At 42.2% G+C, this 22,944-nt stretch carries 26 protein-coding genes and 1 pseudogene; 14 read left to right on the top strand and 13 right to left on the bottom strand.

Going from position 1 to position 22,944, the window contains the following annotated elements:
• Nucleotides 1–13 precede the first annotated feature (13 nt).
• From recA to F899_RS07240, 3 genes are all read right to left on the bottom strand, one after another.
• Nucleotides 14–1,057 carry a recombinase RecA gene (gene recA / locus F899_RS07230; protein ID WP_005221756.1) on the bottom strand — a complete coding sequence of 348 codons (1,044 nt, stop codon included), beginning with the start codon at nucleotides 1,055–1,057 and terminating at the stop codon, nucleotides 14–16.
• Nucleotides 1,058–1,203: 146 nt separating this feature from the next.
• A complete protein-coding gene (locus F899_RS07235) occupies nucleotides 1,204–1,644 on the bottom strand; it encodes an RNA-binding S4 domain-containing protein (protein WP_004812671.1) in 441 nt (146 codons plus the stop codon).
• Nucleotides 1,637–2,323: an HAD-IA family hydrolase gene (locus tag F899_RS07240; protein ID WP_005221757.1), complete on the bottom strand. Its 687-nt coding sequence runs from the start codon at nucleotides 2,321–2,323 to the stop codon at nucleotides 1,637–1,639. The genes F899_RS07235 and F899_RS07240 overlap by 8 nt, the downstream gene beginning before the upstream one ends.
• A gap of 12 nt (nucleotides 2,324–2,335) precedes the next feature.
• On the opposite strand from F899_RS07240, the gene F899_RS07245 reads away from it, so the two are divergent.
• The 3 genes from F899_RS07245 to F899_RS15920 all read left to right on the top strand — a co-directional run bounded on the left by F899_RS07245 (nucleotide 2,336) and on the right by F899_RS15920 (nucleotide 4,243).
• Nucleotides 2,336–3,187 carry a 3'(2'),5'-bisphosphate nucleotidase CysQ family protein gene (locus F899_RS07245; RefSeq protein ID WP_005221758.1) on the top strand — a complete coding sequence of 284 codons (852 nt, stop codon included), beginning with the start codon at nucleotides 2,336–2,338 and terminating at the stop codon, nucleotides 3,185–3,187.
• Between the two features lie 60 nt (nucleotides 3,188–3,247).
• Entirely contained in the window at nucleotides 3,248–3,997 is a 750-nt protein-coding gene (locus F899_RS07250) for a histidine phosphatase family protein (protein ID WP_034433974.1), read from the top strand.
• A gap of 120 nt (nucleotides 3,998–4,117) precedes the next feature.
• Nucleotides 4,118–4,243: a hypothetical protein gene (locus tag F899_RS15920; protein WP_005221760.1), complete on the top strand. Its 126-nt coding sequence runs from the start codon at nucleotides 4,118–4,120 to the stop codon at nucleotides 4,241–4,243.
• Between the two features lie 248 nt (nucleotides 4,244–4,491).
• Here the strand turns inward: F899_RS15920 and rpsT are convergent, their stop codons facing one another.
• Complete coding sequence (gene rpsT / locus F899_RS07255; RefSeq protein ID WP_004786139.1) at nucleotides 4,492–4,761, bottom strand: 30S ribosomal protein S20; 270 nt, start codon at nucleotides 4,759–4,761, stop codon at nucleotides 4,492–4,494.
• 214 nt (nucleotides 4,762–4,975) lie between these two features.
• On the opposite strand from rpsT, the gene F899_RS07260 reads away from it, so the two are divergent.
• From F899_RS07260 to F899_RS07270, 3 genes are all read left to right on the top strand, one after another.
• Nucleotides 4,976–5,641: a Rossmann-fold NAD(P)-binding domain-containing protein gene (locus tag F899_RS07260; RefSeq protein WP_005221762.1), complete on the top strand. Its 666-nt coding sequence runs from the start codon at nucleotides 4,976–4,978 to the stop codon at nucleotides 5,639–5,641.
• A gap of 11 nt (nucleotides 5,642–5,652) precedes the next feature.
• Entirely contained in the window at nucleotides 5,653–6,162 is a 510-nt protein-coding gene (gene rraA / locus F899_RS07265; RefSeq protein ID WP_005221764.1) for a ribonuclease E activity regulator RraA, read from the top strand.
• A gap of 101 nt (nucleotides 6,163–6,263) precedes the next feature.
• Nucleotides 6,264–7,043, top strand: a complete 780-nt coding sequence (locus tag F899_RS07270; protein WP_005221766.1) for a glutathione S-transferase N-terminal domain-containing protein — start codon at nucleotides 6,264–6,266, stop codon at nucleotides 7,041–7,043.
• An 80-nt stretch (nucleotides 7,044–7,123) separates the two neighbouring features.
• On the opposite strand, the gene F899_RS07275 is transcribed toward F899_RS07270, so the two are convergent.
• Nucleotides 7,124–8,293 carry a ribosomal protein uL16 3-hydroxylase gene (locus F899_RS07275; RefSeq protein WP_005221768.1) on the bottom strand — a complete coding sequence of 390 codons (1,170 nt, stop codon included), beginning with the start codon at nucleotides 8,291–8,293 and terminating at the stop codon, nucleotides 7,124–7,126.
• Between the two features lie 372 nt (nucleotides 8,294–8,665).
• On the opposite strand from F899_RS07275, the gene F899_RS07280 reads away from it, so the two are divergent.
• Complete coding sequence (locus tag F899_RS07280; RefSeq protein ID WP_005221771.1) at nucleotides 8,666–9,985, top strand: BapA/Bap/LapF family prefix-like domain-containing protein; 1,320 nt, start codon at nucleotides 8,666–8,668, stop codon at nucleotides 9,983–9,985.
• Nucleotides 9,986–10,044: 59 nt separating this feature from the next.
• Here F899_RS07280 and F899_RS07285 read toward each other — a convergent pair whose 3' ends face one another.
• Together F899_RS07285 and F899_RS07290 are read right to left on the bottom strand one after the other, a co-directional pair.
• Entirely contained in the window at nucleotides 10,045–10,638 is a 594-nt protein-coding gene (locus F899_RS07285; RefSeq protein WP_004812682.1) for a Maf family protein, read from the bottom strand.
• On the bottom strand, nucleotides 10,638–11,021 hold the full coding sequence (locus F899_RS07290; RefSeq protein ID WP_005221773.1) for a DUF2237 family protein: 384 nt from the start codon (nucleotides 11,019–11,021) through the stop codon (nucleotides 10,638–10,640). The genes F899_RS07285 and F899_RS07290 overlap by 1 nt, the downstream gene beginning before the upstream one ends.
• 140 nt (nucleotides 11,022–11,161) lie before the next feature.
• Here F899_RS07290 and F899_RS07295 point away from each other — a divergent pair, with 140 nt between their 5' ends.
• From F899_RS07295 to F899_RS07310, 4 genes are all read left to right on the top strand, one after another.
• The gene (locus F899_RS07295) at nucleotides 11,162–12,349 is read left to right on the top strand and encodes a phosphoglycerate kinase (protein WP_005221775.1); all 1,188 of its coding nucleotides are present in this window, start codon (nucleotides 11,162–11,164) and stop codon (nucleotides 12,347–12,349) included.
• Between the two features lie 157 nt (nucleotides 12,350–12,506).
• Complete coding sequence (locus tag F899_RS07300; RefSeq protein WP_004812685.1) at nucleotides 12,507–12,785, top strand: hypothetical protein; 279 nt, start codon at nucleotides 12,507–12,509, stop codon at nucleotides 12,783–12,785.
• A gap of 119 nt (nucleotides 12,786–12,904) precedes the next feature.
• Nucleotides 12,905–13,939 (top strand): class II fructose-bisphosphate aldolase, encoded by a 1,035-nt coding sequence (gene fba, locus F899_RS07305; RefSeq protein ID WP_004812686.1) that lies wholly within the window; start codon nucleotides 12,905–12,907, stop codon nucleotides 13,937–13,939.
• A 94-nt stretch (nucleotides 13,940–14,033) separates the two neighbouring features.
• Nucleotides 14,034–14,888: a DMT family transporter gene (locus tag F899_RS07310; protein ID WP_005221778.1), complete on the top strand. Its 855-nt coding sequence runs from the start codon at nucleotides 14,034–14,036 to the stop codon at nucleotides 14,886–14,888.
• Here the strand turns inward: F899_RS07310 and F899_RS15395 are convergent.
• Together F899_RS15395 and nfsB are read right to left on the bottom strand one after the other, a co-directional pair.
• Nucleotides 14,857–15,078 carry a hypothetical protein gene (locus F899_RS15395; RefSeq protein ID WP_004812688.1) on the bottom strand — a complete coding sequence of 74 codons (222 nt, stop codon included), beginning with the start codon at nucleotides 15,076–15,078 and terminating at the stop codon, nucleotides 14,857–14,859. The two genes, F899_RS07310 and F899_RS15395, sit on opposite strands and share 32 nt — an antisense overlap.
• A gap of 108 nt (nucleotides 15,079–15,186) precedes the next feature.
• Nucleotides 15,187–15,840 carry an oxygen-insensitive NAD(P)H nitroreductase gene (nfsB, locus tag F899_RS07320; RefSeq protein ID WP_005221780.1) on the bottom strand — a complete coding sequence of 218 codons (654 nt, stop codon included), beginning with the start codon at nucleotides 15,838–15,840 and terminating at the stop codon, nucleotides 15,187–15,189.
• A gap of 243 nt (nucleotides 15,841–16,083) precedes the next feature.
• On the opposite strand from nfsB, the pseudogene hpaI reads away from it, so the two are divergent.
• Nucleotides 16,084–16,878: pseudogene (hpaI, locus tag F899_RS15560) on the top strand (4-hydroxy-2-oxoheptanedioate aldolase).
• Between the two features lie 181 nt (nucleotides 16,879–17,059).
• On the opposite strand, the gene F899_RS07330 reads toward hpaI, so the two are convergent.
• From F899_RS07330 to F899_RS07340, 3 genes are all read right to left on the bottom strand, one after another.
• Complete coding sequence (locus tag F899_RS07330; RefSeq protein WP_227590966.1) at nucleotides 17,060–17,521, bottom strand: super-infection exclusion protein B; 462 nt, start codon at nucleotides 17,519–17,521, stop codon at nucleotides 17,060–17,062.
• A 94-nt stretch (nucleotides 17,522–17,615) separates the two neighbouring features.
• Nucleotides 17,616–18,332 (bottom strand): UDP-2,3-diacylglucosamine diphosphatase, encoded by a 717-nt coding sequence (locus F899_RS07335; protein ID WP_005221788.1) that lies wholly within the window; start codon nucleotides 18,330–18,332, stop codon nucleotides 17,616–17,618.
• Nucleotides 18,333–18,442: 110 nt separating this feature from the next.
• Nucleotides 18,443–18,952, bottom strand: a complete 510-nt coding sequence (locus F899_RS07340; RefSeq protein ID WP_004812701.1) for a peptidylprolyl isomerase — start codon at nucleotides 18,950–18,952, stop codon at nucleotides 18,443–18,445.
• A gap of 477 nt (nucleotides 18,953–19,429) precedes the next feature.
• On the opposite strand from F899_RS07340, the gene F899_RS07345 reads away from it, so the two are divergent.
• Together F899_RS07345 and F899_RS07350 are read left to right on the top strand one after the other, a co-directional pair.
• On the top strand, nucleotides 19,430–21,157 hold the full coding sequence (locus tag F899_RS07345; protein WP_004894460.1) for a glutamine--tRNA ligase/YqeY domain fusion protein: 1,728 nt from the start codon (nucleotides 19,430–19,432) through the stop codon (nucleotides 21,155–21,157).
• A 148-nt stretch (nucleotides 21,158–21,305) separates the two neighbouring features.
• Nucleotides 21,306–22,217, top strand: a complete 912-nt coding sequence (locus tag F899_RS07350; protein ID WP_005221790.1) for a bestrophin family protein — start codon at nucleotides 21,306–21,308, stop codon at nucleotides 22,215–22,217.
• A 20-nt stretch (nucleotides 22,218–22,237) separates the two neighbouring features.
• Here F899_RS07350 and F899_RS07355 read toward each other — a convergent pair whose 3' ends face one another.
• Entirely contained in the window at nucleotides 22,238–22,819 is a 582-nt protein-coding gene (locus F899_RS07355) for a lecithin retinol acyltransferase family protein (protein ID WP_005221793.1), read from the bottom strand.
• Between the last annotated feature and the right edge of the window lie 125 nt (nucleotides 22,820–22,944).

Raw genomic sequence — 22,944 nt, forward strand, 5'->3', positions numbered from 1 at the left:
AGACGTTTAAGGATTATGCATCCAGAAAGTCTGCTGGTTCTTCTTCGTCTTTATCTTCAACCACATTGCCTGTCGTCAAAAGCTGCTCACGAATCAGTTTTTCAATGGTATCTGCAAGTGCTTTGTTCTCTTCCAGATAACGAATTGTGTTGTTCTTACCTTGGCCAATCTTGTCACCTTGATAAGAGTACCAAGCACCGGCTTTCTGTACGATTTCCTGCTGTACTGCAAGGTCAATCAGTTCGCCGAGATGGTTTACACCTTTACCATACAGAATTTGGAATAGGGCTTCCTTAAATGGAGGTGCCATTTTGTTCTTCACAACTTTGACTTTGGTTTCAGAACCAACGATTTCGTCGCCTTCTTTTACCTGACCAATACGTCGGATATCCAGACGTACAGAAGCATAGAATTTCAGTGCATTACCACCAGTGGTAGTTTCCGGACTACCAAACATCACACCAATTTTCATACGGATCTGGTTAATGAAGATCACCATACAGTTTGAACGCTTGGCATTACCAGTGATTTTACGCAGTGCCTGGCTCATCAAGCGGGCTTGCAAACCCATGTGTGAGTCACCCATTTCGCCTTCAATCTCAGCACGAGGGGTCAGGGCAGCTACGGAGTCAACAACGATCAGGTCAATCGCGCCTGAACGTACCAGCATGTCGGCAATTTCAAGTGCCTGTTCACCATGGTCGGGTTGAGATACCAGCAGGTTGTCGATATCTACGCCCAATTTACGTGCATATTGAGGATCAAGCGCATGTTCTGCATCGATGAATGCACAAGTACCACCAGCTTTTTGACATTCAGCAATTGCTTGTAATGTCATGGTGGTTTTACCTGAAGATTCAGGACCATAGATCTCGACAATACGGCCTTTTGGTAATCCGCCAATACCGAGCGCGATATCAAGCGTTAAAGAGCCTGTAGATACAGCTTCAACTGCTTGAACGGTATTGTCACCAAGACGCATTACTGTGTTTTTGCCAAACTGTTTTTCAATCTGGCTTAAGGCAGCATTCAGCGCCTTGTTTTTATTCTCATCCATCTTACAACCTCAATACGATGTCACTAAATTAGTACTCAAGTGGATGTCTTAAATTAGAGCTTTGTTCCACAGGTATAATAGTGACAGAAAGTTCCCTGATATTCTATAAAATTCAGTGCATGTACGACATACGCTGACGCTTGAATTTAATCATCATTATATGACCAATGCTGGTCAAATAGCTGACTATTTTCGTCTCTAAATTTACTGATGTCACGGCGATCTTTTTTACTTGGTCGGTGATCCGGACGAGCAAGATTATGCAACTTTCTTTGTGATGCAATCAATTCCCGTCGGGCAATACTGACTTCAGTTTCTTCATAAAGTGTTTGCGCAACTGGAGCAGGGCCACGGACATCAGATAGTTCTTTGACAACAACAGTTTTCTTGTCAATGCCTTGTTGGACCGTGATTTCCATGCCGATCCGAACTTCACGGGAGACTTTGACACGTTCGCCGCCAATATGCACCTTGCCGCCTTCAATGGCATTCTTGGCAATGGAGCGCGTTTTGAAAAAACGTGCCGCCCACAGCCATTTATCTATACGCATGCCTACCGCATCTTCGGGTAAAGACGATTTACGCATATTGCTTGTTAACCTCAGCCTGATTTAAATATGTGATTAAATCTGTTAATTGGTGCAGCATCGGGTAATTGCAAGTCTCGCGAGAAACTTTGCTGGAGGAGGGCTGTTTAATACTGAACAGATTCTGAATGCCATAGGCTTTGGCACCATTCAATACTTTTTCCGTATCATCAATAAAATAGACCTGCTCAGGATCAAAGGGATGCAGGGCGTTTAGACCTTGCCAGAATTCAACAAACTCCTTGGCATACCCGATAGTTTCAGAGCTGACAATCACGTCAAAATAATTTTTGAGTTGCAGATGTTCCAATTTGAAGCTGAGTCCGGCACAGTCGGCATTGGTGGCCAGCCAGATCGGGTAGCCATTTGCCTTTAGATAATCCATTAACTCCAGTGCCTGTGGTCTTAATGCGACTTTGGATTTATGCTCGATTTGCATCGCCAGAACATCCACTTCGACTTTAGCTGTCCAAAAGCGCGATGAGTACCAGTTTAGGGTATGATTATGTTCTTGATAGAATGCATAAAGCGTTGTTCGACTTTGCTCCAGGCTGCAATGGTGCGTTTCAGCATAGCGGACAGGAAGCAGGTCATTCCAGATGAAATCGTCATAGGCAAGATCAAGTAGGGTCCCGTCCATATCAAAAATAATGGGCGGTTTTTCTGAGCAATTCGGCATATAAGGTTTTCTATGTTTAAAGCAGCAACAGCACCACAAGATCCGATGATTTTGCAGTTTGTGCCCATTTTGACACAGGCTTGTGAAATTTTGCGAGAAGAATATCAGCAATATTGTTCCGGTGCTGCTTTTGACATTGAAAGGAAAAAGGATGATTCGCCTGTGACGCAAGCCGATTACCGGGTCAATACTTTTCTGACTCAGGTCCTCGCTGAAATTTCTGATTTACCGTTACTTTCTGAAGAAGGTAAACAGGAGGACCGTCAGGCATGGTCTACATTCTGGCTGCTCGATCCTCTGGATGGCACTAAGGAATTTCTGCATCAACGACCAGAATTCACCATTAATCTGAGCCTGGTCAAAGATAATCTGACGACTTTTGCCATTCTTGCAATTCCGGCACAACAGCTTATTTATTTTTGTCCAGAACAAGGTATGCCGCTAAAATATGACATTCAGCAAGATTGCTGGCATGAATATTTTCCAGCATCTCAACAAGACACGGTGCATATTGGTCTAAGTCAAAGTAGCCAAAAAAAGCCTAAATATGCGGCTTATCTGGAAAGTTTGGCTAAATTTACTGAGTTTGATGAGTTTAAAGCTGGCAGTGCTTATAAATTTTGCATGATTCTGGAAGATCAGGTGGATATTTATCCGCGTTTCCATCCGACTTGTGAATGGGACACTAGTGCCGGGCAATGTTTGCTGGAACGTATTGGCGGTGGTTTGGTAGATTTTAAAGGACGGCCATTTAGTTATAACCAGCGTGAGACCTTATTAAATGGTGGTTTTATTGCCTATAAGACCAAAGAGATGAAGATATTGGCCTTTAAGGCACTGGCTGATATGCAAGGCAGTGATTGAGCTGTGTAGTGTTCATGTTATAGTGAAGCTGATTCCGTTAATAGACCAGTTGGCAAGATTGTGGCATTAAAACTGCTTCCACCGAGTATGCTCAGCGCAATAGATTTATTGCCTGATACGAAGACACCTGTGACTCTGTTTACGCGTCATTCCTTGCGTGAAGAAGTTGCTGGTCAAGGCCTGGCAGGCTACGACTTGCAATTAACATCACAGGGGCGTGATCTGGCGCAGGAGTGGGGGGCTTATCTGGTCAATCAAACTGATCGTCATATTCAGCATTGTATCTCTAGCCCTATTCAGCGTTGTGTCGATACTGCCGCCCTTATGATTGAGGGTGCAGATACAACCAATAAGGCATCGCATACCCATAACATTGAAATTATCGAACAAGGCTTACTGGTCGAGCCTGGCAGTTTTGTACTAGATATTCAGAAGGCTGGGCCATATTTCAAGAAACAGGGTGCATTAGGTTTTATTAATAGCTTTGTGAATAACGCCTTGCCGGGCATGAAGCATCCGATTCATGGGGTGGTCGATGTGCTGGAATTAATCTATAACACGCATCCAAAAACGCCGTATGGACTCAGTCTGGCAGTAAGTCATGACACGATTCTGGCAGCTATGATTGCAGTCATGTCAGGTCATCAGGAAGTTAGCCGGGAAGACTGGCCAAAAATGATGGAAGGTTTGTTTGTCTGGTTCGAAGGTGATGTGTTTGAGGAGTCTAAACTGAAATGGATCTGGCGCGGTAAGGTGTATGAACTGGATATTTCCCAGTTTCAGAATGCGGAATTACACACCAGGAAATAAGTTAAAAGCTCAATCATGAGGGTTGAGCTTTTTACATTTGTCTTATGAAAGTGAAATAGAATAATCATCAAAAATCACTATGCTGATATTTAAACAGATATTCAAAGTATAGGAAAAACAATGAAAATCATCACAATTTTAAGTTTGGTTATTATAGTGGGTCTAAGCGCCTGTCAGAAACGTGATACGGATTCACCAGAGCAGGACAAGACCACAACGCCACATTCTATGGATAAGGATCAATAATTCAAATATTAAACTGGCTGATATTCCCGTTCTTACTTTTATCAATCCTATTTTGGGCAGGAAATAGGATTCCATAAGTTTTAAAGAATATTTTAAAAATATTGGGAAATAAGGAAGAAGAATTGAGTGGAAATAATCTTATAAAGTTTATTTATTCAAAAATGATCTTTTTATTGAATAGATCATTTTGTTGATTTACTAAATTTTGGGCACAAAAAAAGCCCTAAAAGGGCTTTTTTCATTTGCGATTAGTTAGAAGCTAATGCTTTAACTTGCGCGTTCAAACGGCTCTTATGACGAGCTGCTTTGTTTTTATGGATGATACCTTTGTCAGCCATACGGTCGATTACTGGAACAGCTTTTTTGTAAGCTTCAGTAGCAACAGCATAGTCGCCAGCAGCAATAGCAGCTACTGTACGTTTAAGATAGGTACGAACCATAGAACGCAAGCTTGCGTTGTGTTTGCGTGCTTTAACGTTTTGACGAGCACGTTTTTTAGCTTGAGCAGAGTTTGCCACTCGTGCACTCCTTGAAATAGATTGGTCTGGGCGGGCTGAAACTCAACTGAAAACCAACATCAGAAGAACTATCACCAGCCCGTAAACAAGTGCCATATTTTGAGGAAACTGAGGGCTTAAGTCAAGTCTTGACATGCTTTGACAACATTTTAGTTGCAGAAAAATTCTAAAGAAAACGTTAGATTAGTATTCAGGCAGGGAGATCGTACAAAAAATGACTAAAACCATAACATATCCAATCATCATTGGTGCCACAGGTCTTGTGGGTAAGAGCTTGGTACAACAGCTGGTTAATGAGCCGAGCTGCAAGCGTATCAGTGTCGTGGTACGCAAGCACCAGCCAGAGTTTGAGCAATGGCCCAAAGTCAAACAACTGGTCTTTGAGGATTTTCTGATGTTGAATGATCAGGATGTCAGCGGACATACCCATGCTTTCAGCTGTCTGGGTACAACCTTAAAGCAGGCAGGTTCCAAAGATGCTTTTTATAATGTGGACTATACCATCAATGCCCATTTTGCCGAGCTGGTTCAACAGACGGATGCGCATTATCTGCTGATTAGTGCCATGGGGGCGAATGCTGAATCCTGGTTTTTCTATAATCGGGTCAAAGGCGAGCTGGAAGATTATATCCAGACCTTAACGCTGGAACGAATCAGTCTGATCCGGCCATCTTTATTAATGGGTGAACGTGGTCATCAACGTTTACTGGAAGATGCTGCACAGAACCTGTTTGGCAAGTTTTCGCATTTGGTACCGGATTCTTTTAAATACAAGCCAGTGACAGCCGAGCAGGTGGCTCATACTATGGTATATGCAGCCCTGAATCAGACTGTGAAATTTGAAATTTATGATAATTTAGCCATACAAAAAATGAAATGAGGGTAAAAATCGTGTCCAGCGTACCATTTGTAACTTGTGACCTGCTTGATGATAATCCAGATAAAGACCTGCAATTCGTAACACCATGCCTGGATGGCAAATTTTTTAAAAGCTATGGGGCACGTAAAAGCTTTGGTGGCCAGATTGTCACAGTAAAGTGCTTTGAAGATAATTCTCGTGTCAAAGAATTATTAGCAACCGATGGTACAGGCAAAGTCCTGGTGGTGGATGGTGGTGCTTCGATGCGCTGTGCACTGATGGGTGACCTGATTGCTGAATCAGCAGTAAAGAATCACTGGAATGGTGTAATTATTTACGGTTGTGTACGTGATGTGGATGCGATTGCCGAACTGGATCTTGGTGTGCATGCCTTAGCTTCGATTCCTCAAAAGAGCAATCGCAAAGGTATTGGTGAAGTCGATGTTCCACTGTACTTTGGCGGCGTGACTTTTCAATCAGGTGAATACGTTTATGCGGACAATAACGGGATCGTGCTGTCTAAAGAAAAACTGGTGGACTAATCCTGTTTATTGAAAACATACAAAAATCAGCTATACCGTGAAAGTCAGTCAGTTTAGATTGCTGCTTTCACGGCTTTAAAACAATAAAGAGGACAGACGATATGTTAGGCCATCAGATTAAAGTAGCACAGGCATTGGCATCCGCATTTCTGGAAGGTGGACGAGGAGTTTCCGGAACGCCATTTCCAAACCAGCCTGAAAAACCCTTAAAGCTTTATGAGTACGAAGGCTCGCCATTCTGTCGCCGTGTCCGTGAAGTGATGACTTTACTCAACCTTGATTATGAAGTGTATCCATGCCCACGAGGCGGTAAACGCTTCCGTCCTGAAGTAAAACAGCAGGGAGGCAAACTCCAGTTCCCATTTTTAGTAGATGAAAATACGGGAGATAAACTTTACGAATCTCAGGATATCATTCATCACCTGTTTAAGCATTATGGCAAAACTGGTAAGACTCCGGCGAAATATTCAAATTATCCAAAGGTGCCGGTGGCTGCAATTGCCGGTACGATGGTCAACGGTTTACGCGGTGGTATGGCAAAACCATTAAAGAAAAATAAACCTGCACCTGAACAGCTTCTGGAGCTGTGGGGGTTTGAAGCCAGCCCGTATACCCGTATAGTCCGTGGTGTATTGTCTGAGCTGGAAATTCCTTATATCTACCACAATGTGGCGAAAGAACGCTGGCAAGATTATGGCCCAGCCAAGCTACGCTTAAAGCCAGGAGAATACGAGCCCTTGCCAGGCGGTAAACGCGAACAGCTGTTCACCATGATGGGGAACAATATCCAGGTGCCTTATCTGGTCGATCCGAATACCAATGTAAAAATGTTCGAATCTAAAGATATTGTGAAATATCTAAAAGGTCAGTATGGCGCTTAATTTTCGTAAATTTTTTAATTAAAGAATTTCCTAGGTCACCAACAAAAAAAGAGGATCAAATGACCCTCTTTTTTTGTTTGTTATTCTTCTTCAGCAGGCGGAACCAGCATGAGGATGGATTCATTGAGCAGATCTGCCAGGTCTTCCAGCATATCTTCATCAGCAAAGTCCAGATTGAGCATCACAGACTCCCCATTGGCGATCAGCTTGAGTTTTTCTGCAAAAGCTTCTGAGACACATAAACCTTCACCATTGCCCCAGAATAGTATTTCATCATCTTCTTCAGTATAAAGCAGGCGTGATGCAGGCTCGAGCATAATGCTATAGCCTTGGTCTAATGCTTCTTCTAGGTCGCCAGTACCAATTTCTTCTGCTTCTGGAATATTTTCTGGGTATTTAGGTTCAGACATCAGGCTCATGATGGCATCTTCAAGTACATTGGAGTTATGTAACTGCTCCATGATTTTACTTTGCAGATATTCAAGCTCATTAGCTGCGACTTCACCGGCAGCACTGATTTGATCACGAATGATATCAGTTAGGGGATTACGTAAAACTTCATTTTCAGCAAACTTGTCCCCAACACGGTCCATCATGTCACTGATATTTGGCATACGGAAACCAAAAGAGAAAGTTAAACAGTCATCTTCAGCTACGCCGTAGTGTGAAAGCCCAGGTGGAACATACAGTAAGTCGCCTGGAGCAAGAACTTCATCAAAGTTTACATCTATTTCTGGAAGTAATTTTAATGGCTGACCCGGAACAAACTCAGTCTCTGCATTACACATCTGACCTAATTGCCAGCGACGATGACCATAACCTTGTACAAGGAAGACATCATAGAAGTCGAAATGCTTGCCTACAGAACCACCCTGAGGCGCATATGACACCATGATGTCATCACGGCGCCATTGTGGAATGAATGGAAATTTTTTCCAGAGTTCCGATAAATCAAAGGAATAATGATCTACTGCCTGAACAAGGAGTGTCCATAATTTAGGCATTTTCTGGAAATCAGCTTTTAGTAAAGGTGAAGATTTCACTGACCATTGGTTCGGGTCGCGGTCTTTTTGCTTGATCAAGCGTGCAGTGACGTTTTCATCCAGAGCCAGCTCCATGACATCATCAGGTTCAAGCAGGCCAGCAATTTCAGGCATGGCATTACGTACTAGGAGAGGTTTTTTCTGCCAGTATTCAGCAAGGAATTGTTCAGCGGTAATTCCGCCTAATACATCTAAAGGTTGGGACATAGGATTAACTACAAGATAAATTTTGCTTATTGTCCCTTGAGTTATTGAATGGTGCAAGCGAGATGGTGAGAAATAGAGCTTTTATAAATACCAGGAGAGCAAACTAAGTAATATTTATTTTCATAAAATCAATGATGAGAATTTTATTTAAAAATTAATTTATTAAAAAATTTTAGCGCTCTTAAAAATTGAATAAGAAGAATAGCATTTTGAATGAAGGATAAGAATTACAAAGATATGAACCAAATTAGAGTAGCTCAATTAAAAGTGATAATTATGTAAATAAAATAGTGAAAAACATACTTTGATTGACATAAGTGACGAAATGACACAATTTTTTGTAAGGAGAATAAAAATAATTTGGTAAATAAAATGAAAGAAATTCAATTAATTAATAAAAAAACAAAAGAAAAAATACAACTTAATGCTGATACGGTTCGAGTTGATCAAAGCTCCATTGTAAAAATCAAAATTTCTAAATCAGATATTGTCCAGATGTCTCAAGACGGTACAAATCTGATTTTAGTATTGAGAAATGGCAAAAGATTGGTGGTTGAAAATTTTTATGCAAACAATCATGAAGGTTTAACGTCTAGTCTTGTGATTGAAGAGCAAAGCGGTACTTTATATTGGTTTGATGAGGTGACCAAGCAATATAAGCAGATTTCAAGGACAGATACATTATTACCATCTTCCTCGTTTCTTGCAGAAAATTGGGAGTGGATAGCGATTGGTACATTGCTCATTGGTGGAGTTGCAGCGACAGACAGTGGTGAGGTTGAAGATGATGAACAGTTAGAGCTAAATGAGCCAGTGCCAATAGATCCTGTGCCGGAAGTGCCAGTAGAACCTGAACCGGAAGTACCGGTAGAGCCAGAACCTGAACCTGAGCCTGAACCGGAAGTACCGATAGAACCTGAGCCAGAAGTTCCGGTAGAGCCAGAACCGGAACCAGAAGTGCCGGTAGATCCAGAACCTGAACCAGAAGTACCGGTAGAGCCTGAACCGGAACCAGAGCCGGAAGTACCGGTAGAACCTGAACCGGAACCAGAGCCGGAAGTACCAATAGAACCAGAGCCGGAACCAGAAGTGCCAGTAGAACCTGAGCCAGAGCCGGGGCAACCAGAACCAACAAATCCAACACTTCGACTAGCTCGACTTAACCTAGTTGAACAAAATGAAGATACCGTTCCTGATCAAGAAGCTGTGAGCAGATTCAAAACATCACAAGAATTTATGAGGAATAGCTTTGAAGAGCAACAAGTGGCAGTTGATACTAATCATGATGTTATTCCATCAGATGGGAACGAGGACATTATTGATGCTAAACAGCTCATAGATTTTATTTCTTCGGGCTTAGATAGCAATACGCAAGTTTATAAAATACTAAATACAGCGGATGCAATTTCAAATTTAAATAATCAGATGAATCTGTTGTTAGAGGGTACAGAAAAAGAAAGTAGTTTGATGGATATCGACTTTATGCGAACAGATACTGTTTCATTAGCTGAACTGCTTTCTGATTCTAGTCATGTAGACAATATTATTGTAGTAGGGAATGAAGGGGATCAAATTATTATTCAAACTGATGCTGAAGAGGTTGCGCAAGCCAGCGATCCGTTGATATTGGAAAATCAATCAGATCTCATGTTGCAACAGCTTTTATCTGAGCAGCAACAGATTATTGGTTAAATATTTACCTGATCGATAGTTGCTAAAAAGCAGTCCTAAAACTGCTTCCTTACTAATTTTTAAGGCACCAGAATATCCAGCTCACGCAAGATATTACATAGCTTGATCATCGGCATGCCCATTAACGTCGTCTGGTCCTGACCAATCATTTCTTCAAACAGACTAATGCCTAAGCTTTCACATTTAAAGCTACCAGCGCAGTGCAGAGGCTGTTCAATGTCAATATAACGTTCGATTTCAGCTTGAGATAGCTTGCGGAATTTTACCTTATAATGCTCAACCAGAGTTTGCTCAAAACCGCTAGATTTCTGTTGTACGCTCAGTGCTGTACTAAAATATACAATCTTGTCTGAATTGGCCTGTAACTGGCGAACTGCCTTTTCAGCAGTTAAGGGCTTGCCAATAAAGATATCTGGTGCGCCTTCACGCCAAGCCACCTGGTCAGAGCCAATGACGATTGCATCTGGGTGTTGCTCAGCCACATGTCGGGCTTTTTCAAAAGCCAGTCGCTTGGCTAAGTCATCCGCATGATTTTCACCTTGCGGTGATTCATCGATATCCGGGACGATCGATACGTAGTCAAGACGTAAGCGATTCATCAATTCTTTACGGGTCTGGCTGGAAGAGGCCAGAATAATCTTTGCGGTATTCATTAGACAGCGTATTCTTCTAAAACATGCAGGGGGACATAGGCTAGAACTGCTTTATGACAGGCTTGCAGTTTGATTGGTGGCGCCTGGCCTGCTTCATAAGCTTCCACCCAGCGCGTCACGCAAATACACCAGAAATCACCTGGCTGAAGCCCCGGAAAACCGACTTCTGGTAACGGTGTAATCAGATCATTACCTACTTTTTGGGAGAAATTTAAAAACTCCGAAGTCATCTGTGCACAAACTGTATGCTGGCCCAGGTCGCTAGGGGAAGTGTGGCAAAAACCATTACGGAAGTAGCCGGTAATCGGGTCAAAACAGCAGCTCGCCAATGGCTCGCCCAAAACATTTAAACGGTTTAAATCTGGATCTGGATGTATCGACATGGGTACTGAATCTGATGGATGCTTTTTCCTATCATAACAAAACTTTGGCAATCGTTAGCTTTTCTGCAAAAGATGCTAACCTTTTTCTGCATAATCATTTAAAATCGCCTCGTTTTTAATATCTATAAAGAGAGCTCTAGATGAACTTTCAACGTATGACTGACCTTGACCTTGCGGGTAAGCGTGTTCTTATTCGTGAAGATTTAAACGTCCCTGTTAAAAATGGCGTGATTACTAGCGATGCGCGTTTACGTGCAGCATTGCCAACTATTAAAGCTGCCGTAGAAAAAGGTGCAGCGGTTATGGTGTATTCACACCTTGGTCGTCCAGTTGAAGGTGAGCCTAAAGCTGAACAGTCACTTGCACCTGTAGCAGCATATTTGACTGAAGCATTAGGTCAGGAAGTAAAGTTATTCACTGACTACCTGGATGGCGTTGAAGTTCAACCTGGTCAAGTGGTTTTACTTGAGAACTGCCGCTTCAACGTCGGTGAAAAGAAAAATAATCCTGAGCTTGCAGCGAAATATGCAGCACTTTGTGACGTATTTGTAATGGATGCATTTGGTACAGCACACCGTGCAGAAGCATCTACTGAAGGTGTGGCTCGTCTGGCGAAAGTGGCGGCAGCGGGTCCTTTACTTGCAGCAGAATTGGATGCTTTGGGTCGTGCGTTGAAAACTCCTGAAAAACCAATGGTGGCAATCGTTGCTGGTTCCAAGGTTTCAACTAAACTAGACGTATTGACTTCACTTTCTGATATCTGTGATCAATTGATCGTAGGTGGTGGTATTGCAAATACTTTCCTTGCAGCTGCTGGCTACAATGTAGGTAAATCACTGTGTGAAAGTGATTTGATCGACACAGCTAAAGCAATTGCAGCAAAAGTTTCTGTGCCACTTCCAACAGACGTTGTGGTTGCTAATGCATCTGAAATCAATTTTGATGACTTCCTGGGCTCATTAGCTGCTGCTAAAGCGGTTGTGAAAAAAGTTGAAGATGTTGCTGACAACGACATGATCCTTGATGTAGGTCCAGAAACTGCAAAAGCATTTGCTGAAATTTTGAAAACGTCTAAAACGATTCTTTGGAACGGTCCAGTGGGCGTATTTGAAGTAGATCAATTCGGTGAAGGCACGAAAACTTTATCATTAGCGATTGCTGAATCGGAAGGTTTCTCGATTGCAGGTGGTGGTGACACGCTTGCTGCGATTGATAAATACAACGTTGCTGACAAAATTGGTTATATCTCGACTGGCGGCGGTGCATTCCTTGAATTTGTCGAAGGTAAAACCCTTCCTGCAGTTGCGGTACTCCTAGAACGCGCTTAATTGCATGTTTTAGCCTAAAAAAAGCTGGCCAAGTGTCAGCTTTTTTTATGTCATTTTTTTTGACAGCGGATACTTACCATTCATGGCTTCGTCATTAAAATGCAATAAATCTGTCATAAGATGCACACATTAAATCACCAAATGATGAGATTACGTGATGAAAAAACAGTTAACTTTAGCGGCATTATTGGCAGCATCATTGGCACTGACTGCATGTGCGAAACAGGAAAATGCCCCAGCAGCTGAAGCAGAAGCTTCGGCAGCTGTTGCAGATGAGACTGTAACGCCAGAACAGCAAGCAGCGATTGATGCAATTGATCAGCCGGTTCTAGATGAAAAAAATACCGACATTCCTGCTGAAATTGCGAATGCTCCGGCAGATGCAGCGACTGCAGACGAGTCAGTTGCAGCAACTTCGGAAGCAGTGGCACCTTAATTGGGTCAATGTGAGACAAAATCCCTGCAAATGCAGGGATTTTTTTTAAATAGTGTTATTTGTTGCTGAATTGAAACCTTTGTGCATGTAGAATATGTGGCATTCACTGGGAGGATATTATGGCTCTTATTTCATTGCGCCAGCTCTTGGATCACGCCGGCGAACATGCTTACGGCGTACCAGCATTTAACGTAAACAACTTAGAACAAATGCGTGCCATTATGTTGGCAGCAGACCAAACAAATTCACCTGTAATCGTACAGGCATCTGCGGGTGCACGTAAGTACGCAGGTGCACCGTTCTTGCGTCATCTGATTTTGGCAGCAATCGAAGAATGGCCACACATTCCAGTGGTAATGCATCAAGACCACGGTACCAGCCCTGACGTATGTCAACGTTCTATCCAGTTAGGCTTCTCATCAGTGATGATGGATGGTTCTTTGGGTGAAGACGGTAAAACACCAACTTCATATGAATACAACGTCGATGTAACTCGTCGTACGGTACAAATGGCGCATGCGTGTGGCGTTTCTGTTGAAGGTGAAATTGGTTGTCTGGGTAGCCTTGAAACAGGTATGGCGGGTGAAGAAGATGGTGTGGGCGCTGAAGGTGTACTCGATCATTCTCAGCTTTTAACTTCAGTTGAAGAAGCGCGTCAATTCGTAGCTGATACTAACGTTGATGCTTTAGCAATTGCTGTAGGTACTTCTCACGGTGCGTATAAATTCACGCGTCCACCTACAGGTGATATTCTTGCGATCGACCGCATTAAAGAAATTCACGAAGCACTGCCAAATACGCACCTTGTAATGCACGGTTCAAGCTCTGTGCCACAAGAATGGTTAGCTGTAATTAACCAGTATGGCGGCGATATCAAAGAAACATATGGTGTTCCTGTTGAGCAACTGGTTGAAGCGATCAAACACGGCGTGCGCAAGATTAACATCGATACTGACTTGCGTTTAGCATCTACTGGTGCAATGCGTCGTATGATGGCTGAAAAACCAAGTGAATTCGATCCACGTAAATTCTTTGCTGCAACAGTTGAAGCAATGAAGCAAATCTGTGTAGATCGTTACGAAGCATTTGGTACAGCAGGTAATGCTGACAAGATTCGTCCAATCTCATTGGAAAAAATGGTTTCTCGCTACTAATTGCTAGCCTGAAATCATGCTTGAAAGCCCACAAAAATCTTGTGGGCTTTTTTTGTATTAAAATAGCGTACTTAAAAATAATGATGAGCATGCAATGGAACTGATCTTTGCAGCTGCACTATGCAGCGTTATGGTCTCGATTTTACTCAAGACAGGAAGGAACAGGGGACTCAATCCCATTCATCTGATTGCTTGGAACTATGCCACAGCAAGTGTTCTTTGCTATTTCTGGTTTAAACCTGATCTGGCACATGTATCAGTCACTCATACGCCGTGGTTACTGATTTTTGCTTTAGGCATCTTGTTGCCAAGTGTATTTCTGCTACTGGCTCGGGCTTTGCAAACAGCGGGGATCCTAAAGACAGAAATTGCCCAGCGTCTATCAGTCGTACTTTCTCTTGCAGCAGCTTACTTCATCTTTCAGGAACAGTTTAGCCAGCTGAAAATCATTGGAATCGGCCTTGGAATCACTGCGGTGATTTGTGTCCTGTTATCTAATCGGAATGATAATGGCAAAGGAACTCGAGGTATACTGTATCTGGGATTAGTGTGGGTCGGATATGCACTGATTGATGTGTTATTGAAATACACCACCAGTTTGGGATTACAGTTCGCTGTGACGCTGAACCTGATGTTCATTTGTGCCTTTATTTTCTCAATGACTTATCTAGTGATTAAATATCATCATCTTGGTGATTTGAAGCATATTGGCGCCGGGCTGGTTCTAGGGGGGCTGAACTTCGCCAATATAGCGTTTTATGTTAAAGCGCATATGCTGCTAAAAGATACACCAGCGATTGTGTTTGCGGGAATGAATATTCTGGTAGTGGTGTTTGGGGTACTTGCAGGCCTGGTCTTCTTTAAAGAGCGTCTAAAGCCTGCAAGCAGTCTCGGGTTGGTGCTGGGGCTTGCCAGTGTTATCTGCTTAGCCTATGCCATGTCTGCTTGACATAGGCACTGGCATAATCTAATGGTAGGCGAATCAGGTCTTCTTTTTCAGCCAGGCCCAGAAGCATGCCAGCCTGTCGGCAGTGTGGACAATGCGGATAACGATGCTGTTCATGCTTATATTGATGTAGATAGATTTTTTCGCAGTGTTTGCATTCAAATTTCATTGGTCTGGATGGAAGAACTGACATGGATACCTCTATTGTTATTCTGAATTATAAGTGTTCTTTAGTTAAGCAAAAATTAGGCCCATAATGACAAGTAAAGGGGCTTTGCGCCCCTTTTATAGCATAAAATGCTTACAGTTTGGTGAAAACATCTTCAGCTTTCAGACGGGATTTTGGCAGCTTGGCATTGAAATCATTTTCACTGCGGTAACCCAAAGTCATAATTACAGATGGAATCAAGCCTTGTTCATTGAGCTTCAATTCTTCAGTAAGAATGCCTTCATCAAAGCCACCAATGGGCGTTGCATCTACACCTTCGATTGCTGCAGCAATTAACATTTGACCCAGTGCAATAAAGGTCTGGTTTTCTGCCCAACGCTGAATATCACCTTTTTCATTACGGTAATATTCAACATAACCTGTACGGGTATTGCGCTGTGCTTTTTTGGCGATTTCATCTTTAAAACGGCCGAGTACATCATCACGTTCCAGAAGATTATCTAAATGCTGCTCAGTAATGTCAGCTTTAGTGCAGAAAAGAATCGTATGCGAAGAATCCAATACTTTTGGTGCATTATAGGCATATGTGCCCACCAAAGCCTTGGCAATACGTGCTTTGGCATCCGCATGGTCAGCGATAAAAAAATGCCAGGGCTGGATATTAATTGAAGAGGGAGCCAGGCGAAGAATCTCGGACAAACGATCAAACTGTTCCTGCGGAATTTTCTTGGATGGATCATAAGCCTTTGTCGTATAACGAGATTCAGAAACCTTAAGTAAATCCATGACTGGACTCCATTCGTCTTTGTTGATCTTGGATGGGGGCATACAGTAAAGTCATGCTGTAAGTGAAGTGGATTATTACAATAAATTTCCTTCAGGCAAAGCGTAAGTTGTGCAGATATCTACTATTTATAATGTTAGCACTTAGAGCTTTGGCTAATGATAAAAGAGCTTTTCACTATTGGCACTTTTTGCCAAGAGGCGTTTAATAAGCTTATAAGCAATAACATGCAAGCGAGCGGGCGTATGCAATACACCAATTACTTCAAAAGAAAACTCAAAACTGAACAGCAAATCGGGTTATGGGTCGGTCTGGCAGATGCTTACGGTACAGAAATTGCTGCCAATGCCGGCTATGACTGGCTGCTGATTGATGGTGAGCATGCACCTAGTGATTTAAGAACCACGTTATCGCAACTACAAAGTATTGCAGCCTATCCATCCCAGGCAGTGGTACGCCCACCCATTGGCAGTGTACAGCTCATCAAGCAGCTTCTGGATATTGGCGCGCAAAGCTTACTCATCCCCATGGTTGAAACGGTTGAACAGGCCGAGCTGATGGTAAAAGCGGTACGTTATCCACCAGAAGGGATCCGGGGTGTTGGTGCAGCGCTGGCACGTGCTACTCGCTGGAATAGTATTCCGAATTAGTACCAAACCGCTCATGAAGATATCTGTCTGTTGATTCAGATTGAATCGGTAAAAGGTCTGGAAAATCTGAATGAAATTTTAAAGGTTGATGGTATTGATAGTGTTTTTATTGGTGCAGTGGATCTGTCTGCGACCATGGGGTATCAAGGCAATCCAAATCATCCTGAAGTTCAAAAAGCCGTGATTGACGCGATTCAGCGGATTCGTGCTGCTGGTAAAGCGGCTGGTATTCTGTCGACACAACATGATATTACTCAAAAATATCTCGATTTGGGTGCTGAATTTGTTGCGGTCGGCGTGGATACCAGTGTACTGATGAATTCTTTGCGTGAACTGTTATTTAAATATAAGCAGGGTACTGAAGTGGTGAAATCTGAAGGTGGATATTAATCTGCTTTCTACATCCTGAAATGAGAAAGACAACTGTAACCAGTTGCCTATTATTTAGCTTAGATTTAGTAATTCAGTTTTTTAAGTTAGCTTCAGCAGGACCTTGATGAAACAGTTTTTCACATTATGTACCTACATAATCACCTAAAATAAAAAGCCTTGATTAATTCAGGGCTTTTTATTAGTAAAGTGTATTAGGATTTTGCATCAAATATTTTGAAAGAGTAGGTTCAATGCGATAAATTTTTTTATTACCTTCTAGCCTTCCAGTGTTGTAAATAAACTTCACCGCTTCAAGCCAAGCTACTGCTTGATCATTAGAATTTAAACTCTTTTCTTGAACTTTTCCATCCATAAATAATGACAGAATATTCTTCTCTTCATAAGATAATTTTGTCAAAGAATTGATAAATTCTTTTTGTGTTTTTGAAATTAAATCTCGTTGTTCTTTTTGACGTTTTAGAAAAACAATGAGGTCATATATCAAAAATGAGAGACTTATGAGGAATATAATTAATAAAAATGTGAAGTAGCTATTAACAAATTGACTTAGATTTGGGTCAATTTCAAGAGTAGAAACTGCAAATATTAAGGACACAAATATAAGAAATATACTATTAGCTTTTTGAAAACTGGATTTCATTTTATGTGTATGAAAAATAATAAAATTAATTGAATGATAACTGATCATTTTAATAAAGAGCAAGTGAATTTTCTTAGTCGTAATTCCGCTATATTTAGTAATACCAAGTCGTCAGCTGTATTTCTTGCTCAGGATCACCAGAAAGCTCAAGAATCTGCGCAGATTCTTCTCTCCAGTCGCCTAAGACAATCCGCTTTTTGCTATTTACATCATGAATATTGGCAAGATGAGTATGACCATGAATCAGCAGATCGACATCTTGTAGTGCGGTGTTAACAGCATCTTGATTCACGTCCATAACCTCATAGCTTTTGAACTGCTGCGCTTCATGGCTTTTCTTGCGGAAACCTTGTGCCAACCGGGCACGAAAAGACAACGGCATTTTCCTTAAAAAGCCAACTAACCAGGGATGACGGATAATTTTACGGAATCTTTGATAGCTGATGTCATCGGTGCAGAGTTCGTCGCCATGTTCTATACGAATCTTTTTGCCAGCAATCGTTAAGAACTGAACATCGGGCAAGAGCTGTCCTGTGAACTGATTTAGAAAATCTTTGCCCAAAGCGAAGTCACGGTTACCGACCAGAAAATAAACCTGATTACCCGCTTTGGTGAACTGTTTTAAATGCTCAATAATTTCATCCAGCCAAGGAGCGGTATAGTCGTCACCAATCCAGGCATTAAACCAGTCACCCAGAATATAGAGTTGGGTATTCTTATCTTTATAGGCATCTAATAAATCTAAAAACCCCCGAACGAGTCGAGGGTGATCAGGTGACAAATGTAAATCGGCGATAAACAGATGGGTCACAAATCTTTTCCTTTTATTCCTCTCTAGAGCCCTCATTCATATGAGGGATTTTCCATTACACCGTTTTAAAGCATCGCTTTAAAACTCATAAAGAACGGAGAGGACGTTTTTTATTCAGAAATGATTTTTGCAGATTCGATTACAACGTTCTCTAGTGGAACGTCAGCGTGGTAGCCACGGTTACCAGTGCGAACACCTTTGATTGCGTCAACAACGTCCATGCCTTCAACAACTTTACCAAATACTGCATAACCCCAACCTTGTGCAGTTTTGCCAGTATGGTTAAGGAAAGCATTGTTTTTCACGTTAATGAAGAACTGAGCAGAAGCAGAGTGAGGTGCTTGAGTACGTGCCATTGCAATGGTACCAACGTCGTTGCTCAGACCGTTGTCAGCTTCGTTTTCAATTGCGTCACGCGTTGCTTTTTCTTTGAAGTTTTCGTCCATGCCGCCGCCTTGAATCATGAAACCATCAATAACGCGGTGGAAAATTACGCCGTCATAAAAACCGTCACGTACATATTCTAAGAAGTTTGCCACTGTTTTAGGTGCTTTTTCAGCGTTTAATTCAAGAACAATACGACCTTTATTGGTGTTTAATTCGACTTGAGGAAAACTCATTGTGTAATCTCCTGATCATGACCTTTGAAGTCATGGGTTTTTTTGAATGAGAGAAGCATAAGCAAACTGTAATCGACAAGGCAAGCAAAAATATACTTTTCTCGGATAAAATTCTGAAAATCGTATCTTATTTATGCATTGTTCCAGCAGGCAAATACAGATGGTTGCCTGCGCTTTACCAATTAACAATGACACATTTTTTTGCAATAGTATGTTTCTTTTCTTAAACAGCGACATGCGATTAGATTTATGAAAAACTTCCGGATCATTCGTCCAAATTTGTATGCAATTGCAGCAGACCTAGCCTGATCATTTTAAAATGATTGAATAGAAAACAAATGCCACAGTTAGCAGTTGAGAGATTGATCACCTAAAGTTAAACTAGGGGACTTTAGTTTATGTTTTACGGCATGTCTAAAGCCTCCCGTAACAGGACATAAAACCCTTATTTTTAACTTTAGAAGTGAATGATTGATCATGAAGCCAAATGATGTTGTTACATCTCTGCCCGAGAACCCGACCCAAAACAAGAATGCAGTCGATTCAGCGCAGCAGCAGGAACAACAACCGGGCTTAGACTTTGTGCGCCAGGTCATCACTGATGATTTAGAAGCAGGCCGTACTCAACAAGTGGTGACACGTTTCCCACCTGAGCCAAATGGTTACCTGCATATCGGACATGTAAAAGCGATCTGTCTGAACTTTGGTATTGCTCAAGAATTTAATGGTTTATGTAATCTGCGTTTTGACGATACCAACCCGGATGCTGAAGAACAAGAATATGTTGATGGTATTGCCAATGATGTGAAATGGTTAGGTTTTGAATGGAATGGTGAGCCGCGCTATGCATCGAGCTATTTTGATCAGCTTTACACCTGGGCTATTCAACTGATCGAACAGGGCGATGCCTATGTGGATTTACAGTCTCCAGAAGAAATCAAGTTAAACCGTGGTAACTTTGTAGAATCAGGTAAAAACTCGCCACAACGTGATGCCACTGTTGCTGAAAACCTAGAGCGTTTTGAGAAAATGCGCAATGGCGAGTTTGCGGAAGGTCAGGCTGTGCTTCGTGCCAAGATCGACATGGCGTCTCCAAACGTGCATATGCGTGATCCGATTCTGTACCGTATCCTGCATTCTGAACACCATCAGACTGGCGACAAATGGAAAATCTACCCTATGTACGACTATGCGCATCCATTATCAGATGCCATTGAAGGTGTAACACACTCTTTATGTACACTGGAATTTCAGGATCACCGTCCATTCTATGACTGGGTGGTTGAGAAAGTTCAATCCCCAGCTGTTCCACGTCAGTATGAATCAAGCCGTCTGAATGTCGACTACACCATTACTTCTAAGCGTAAGTTGCGTAAACTGGTTGAAGGCGGATATGTGAATGGTTGGGATGACCCACGTATGCCAACTGTGGTGGGTATGCGCCGTCGTGGTTTCACCCCGGAAGGTCTGCGTGACTTCTGTAAGCGGGTAGGTGTATCTAAGGTTGATGGCAGTATCGTCGATGTAGCAATGCTGGAGTATTGCATTCGCCAGTCTCTGGAAAATGCGGCTGCACGTGGTATGGCAGTACTTAATCCACTGAAAGTGACTTTAACCAATCTGCCAGCGGATATGGATCTGACGCATTCTCGTCACCCAAATGTGGATATGGGCGAGCGTGTGATTCCATTGACCTCTGAAATTTACATTGACCGTAAAGACTTTGAAGAAGAACCACCTAAAGGCTTTAAACGTCTGATTCCTGGCGGTGAAGTGCGTCTTCGTCATGCTTATGTCATCAAATGTGATGAAGTGATTAAAGATGAAAATGGTGAAGTGGTTGAGCTGAAATGTTCAATTGATCCTGAAACTTTAGGTAAAAACCCCGAAGGCCGTAAAGTCAAAGGTGTAATTCACTGGGTATCTGCAACGAAAGGTATTCCTGCAGAAGTTCGTATCTATGACCGTCTGTTCACTGAATCTGATCCAGAAACTGGGGATGATTTCCTGGCGAACCTGAACCCTGAGTCATTGAAAGTGGTACAAGCCGTAATTGAGCCAGCACTTGCAGAGGCTAAACCGGAAGACCGCTTCCAGTTCGAACGTGAAGGTTACTTTGTAGCGGACCAATACGATCACTCAAGTGAAAAGCCAGTGTTTAACCGTATTCTGGACCTGAAAGACAGCTTTAAGCCAGGTAAATAAGTTATTTTGGCTTGGTGACTTAAATTGTATTGGTCATTTGCTGCTAAGGAAACCAATTGGCCTCGGCGGATTCAAAACAGTTTGGTTCTAATACCTTTAGATAGCCCAACTTCGGTTGGGCTATTTCTATGGAGCGTAAAACAAAAACATGATCGTCCGTGATAAAAGTAATAGTTTTAGTCTGCTGTTTGCGTGGCATGGCACCATTTTGCCTAAGGTATTACCCGCACTTATGTCAGTGATTCTGATTTCTGGCGTATTGGTTTATTTAAGCCGGGAGCACTTTTTTAGCCTGCCTGCAGTCCCTGCAATTGGCTTCACCATCTTCGGGGTAATTCTGTCGATCTTCCTGAGCTTTCGAAATACTGCCTGCTATGATCGCTGGTGGGAGGGGCGTAAACTTTGGGGTGCATTGATCGCCACCACACGTCACTTGGGTCGGGATACTCACATACTCGATACTGAAAGCAGGGAATTGCTCTTATACCGGATGATGCTGTTTACCCATTTATTGCGCGATCGTTTGCGTCAGCAAGAGAGTAACATTGAGCATTACCAGCCTGATACTCAGTTTGATCCAATTGCTTTCAATCAGCTTAAGCAACAGGTTAATCCTGCGCAATGGGTACTGGAACAGATGCAGAAGCAGCTGGTGGAATGTTACCGATCAGGGCAGATCTCCGATATTATTTATAACAACCTGAATCAGCATACGGTAGAGCTTGGAAATATTCAGGCAGGTTGCGACCGGATTCTGTCGACGCCGTTGCCATTTTCTTATTCCGTACTGTTGCATCGAGCAGTATATTCTTTCTGTTTTATTCTGCCTTTTAGTCTGGAAGCCAATTTAGGATTATGGACGCCAGTCCTAGTGGCATTGATTGCCTATCTGTTTTTAGGCTTGGATGAGTTGAGTGCCGAGCTAGAAGAACCTTTTGGACTACAGGACAATGACCTGGCGCTTGATTCAATCGTGCGCTTGGTCGAACGGGAAACTTTAAGTTCTATAGGACGGGAAATACCTGAACCTTTAAGGCCTTGGAAAGGGCATCTGAGTTAAGTCAGTTATTTTTATCCATATTAAAAGCTCCATTTATTTGGGCTTTTAATTAGCGTTTTTTCAGGTTGCTGAGTATGTTCCTGGAATTGTTCCTGTAGCTCACGGTATTGCTGTAAGCGTCGTTTTGCTTTGTCGCGTAATTTCTTTTTAATATACAGTGCCAAGGCAAAGCAGGTGGTGGTTAAGGTCAGAAACATACTGTTCATGAAGCTCATCATCGAACTGATATAACCAATGGTGGTTAGACGGTTCATCATGCGGATCACCTGCGGGCTGCTTTCCACGCCAGTAATCGCCCAGGTACATAGATGTTCACAGTTATTGATAATCAGATGATAATTATTTTCATGCATGCGTGAACGCATACGACGCACAACTTTACGGCCTTTGTATTTGGTATGTGCATATTCCTGAACTTGGATTGGTTTACCATGACTAAACTTGTCAATCGAGGTAATTTCAATCGGGTGCTTTTTAAATAAGTGCGCAAAACCGGAATAATGGATCACACGACCTCGTCCGGCATAAATACCATGATGGGTATAGCCGAAGTGTTTGACCATAAGGTGAGCACCTAAGGGAAAACGTTGAGTTTGTTGCATATGCCACTGAATGCCAATTGATGTACAAATGTTTCAAGAAACCAAGTTTAACGGGTTTTTGTGATTTTATCGATGTTTATGTCTGAAAAATCAGCGAACTGATCAGTTGTAGTTAATAATGGAAT

Origin of the sequence: Acinetobacter sp. CIP 101934, from assembly GCF_000369585.1 — a bacterium.
GTDB lineage: Bacteria > Pseudomonadota > Gammaproteobacteria > Pseudomonadales > Moraxellaceae > Acinetobacter > Acinetobacter schindleri.

Bases quoted from the DNA above. Each gene is read 5' to 3' on its own strand.
- nfsB (WP_005221780.1), bottom strand. From the start codon at position 15,840: ATGGATTTACTTAAGGTTTCTGAATCTCGTTATACGACAAAGGCTTAT.
- F899_RS07345 (WP_004894460.1), top strand. From the start codon at position 19,430: ATGAAGCCAAATGATGTTGTTACATCTCTGCCCGAGAACCCGACCCAA.
- F899_RS07275 (WP_005221768.1), bottom strand. From the start codon at position 8,293: ATGTCCCAACCTTTAGATGTATTAGGCGGAATTACCGCTGAACAATTC.
- F899_RS07280 (WP_005221771.1), top strand. From the start codon at position 8,666: ATGAAAGAAATTCAATTAATTAATAAAAAAACAAAAGAAAAAATACAA.
- F899_RS07340 (WP_004812701.1), bottom strand. From the start codon at position 18,952: ATGAGTTTTCCTCAAGTCGAATTAAACACCAATAAAGGTCGTATTGTT.
- fba (WP_004812686.1), top strand. From the start codon at position 12,905: ATGGCTCTTATTTCATTGCGCCAGCTCTTGGATCACGCCGGCGAACAT.
- recA (WP_005221756.1), bottom strand. From the start codon at position 1,057: ATGGATGAGAATAAAAACAAGGCGCTGAATGCTGCCTTAAGCCAGATT.
- F899_RS07260 (WP_005221762.1), top strand. From the start codon at position 4,976: ATGACTAAAACCATAACATATCCAATCATCATTGGTGCCACAGGTCTT.
- F899_RS07245 (WP_005221758.1), top strand. From the start codon at position 2,336: ATGTTTAAAGCAGCAACAGCACCACAAGATCCGATGATTTTGCAGTTT.
- F899_RS07355 (WP_005221793.1), bottom strand. From the start codon at position 22,819: ATGCAACAAACTCAACGTTTTCCCTTAGGTGCTCACCTTATGGTCAAA.
- F899_RS07290 (WP_005221773.1), bottom strand. From the start codon at position 11,021: ATGTCGATACATCCAGATCCAGATTTAAACCGTTTAAATGTTTTGGGC.
- F899_RS07350 (WP_005221790.1), top strand. From the start codon at position 21,306: ATGATCGTCCGTGATAAAAGTAATAGTTTTAGTCTGCTGTTTGCGTGG.
- F899_RS15395 (WP_004812688.1), bottom strand. From the start codon at position 15,078: ATGTCAGTTCTTCCATCCAGACCAATGAAATTTGAATGCAAACACTGC.
- F899_RS07295 (WP_005221775.1), top strand. From the start codon at position 11,162: ATGAACTTTCAACGTATGACTGACCTTGACCTTGCGGGTAAGCGTGTT.
- F899_RS07300 (WP_004812685.1), top strand. From the start codon at position 12,507: ATGAAAAAACAGTTAACTTTAGCGGCATTATTGGCAGCATCATTGGCA.
- F899_RS15920 (WP_005221760.1), top strand. From the start codon at position 4,118: ATGAAAATCATCACAATTTTAAGTTTGGTTATTATAGTGGGTCTAAGC.
- F899_RS07235 (WP_004812671.1), bottom strand. From the start codon at position 1,644: ATGCGTAAATCGTCTTTACCCGAAGATGCGGTAGGCATGCGTATAGAT.
- F899_RS07330 (WP_227590966.1), bottom strand. From the start codon at position 17,521: ATGAAATCCAGTTTTCAAAAAGCTAATAGTATATTTCTTATATTTGTG.
- F899_RS07285 (WP_004812682.1), bottom strand. From the start codon at position 10,638: ATGAATACCGCAAAGATTATTCTGGCCTCTTCCAGCCAGACCCGTAAA.
- F899_RS07270 (WP_005221766.1), top strand. From the start codon at position 6,264: ATGTTAGGCCATCAGATTAAAGTAGCACAGGCATTGGCATCCGCATTT.
- F899_RS07240 (WP_005221757.1), bottom strand. From the start codon at position 2,323: ATGCCGAATTGCTCAGAAAAACCGCCCATTATTTTTGATATGGACGGG.
- F899_RS07310 (WP_005221778.1), top strand. From the start codon at position 14,034: ATGGAACTGATCTTTGCAGCTGCACTATGCAGCGTTATGGTCTCGATT.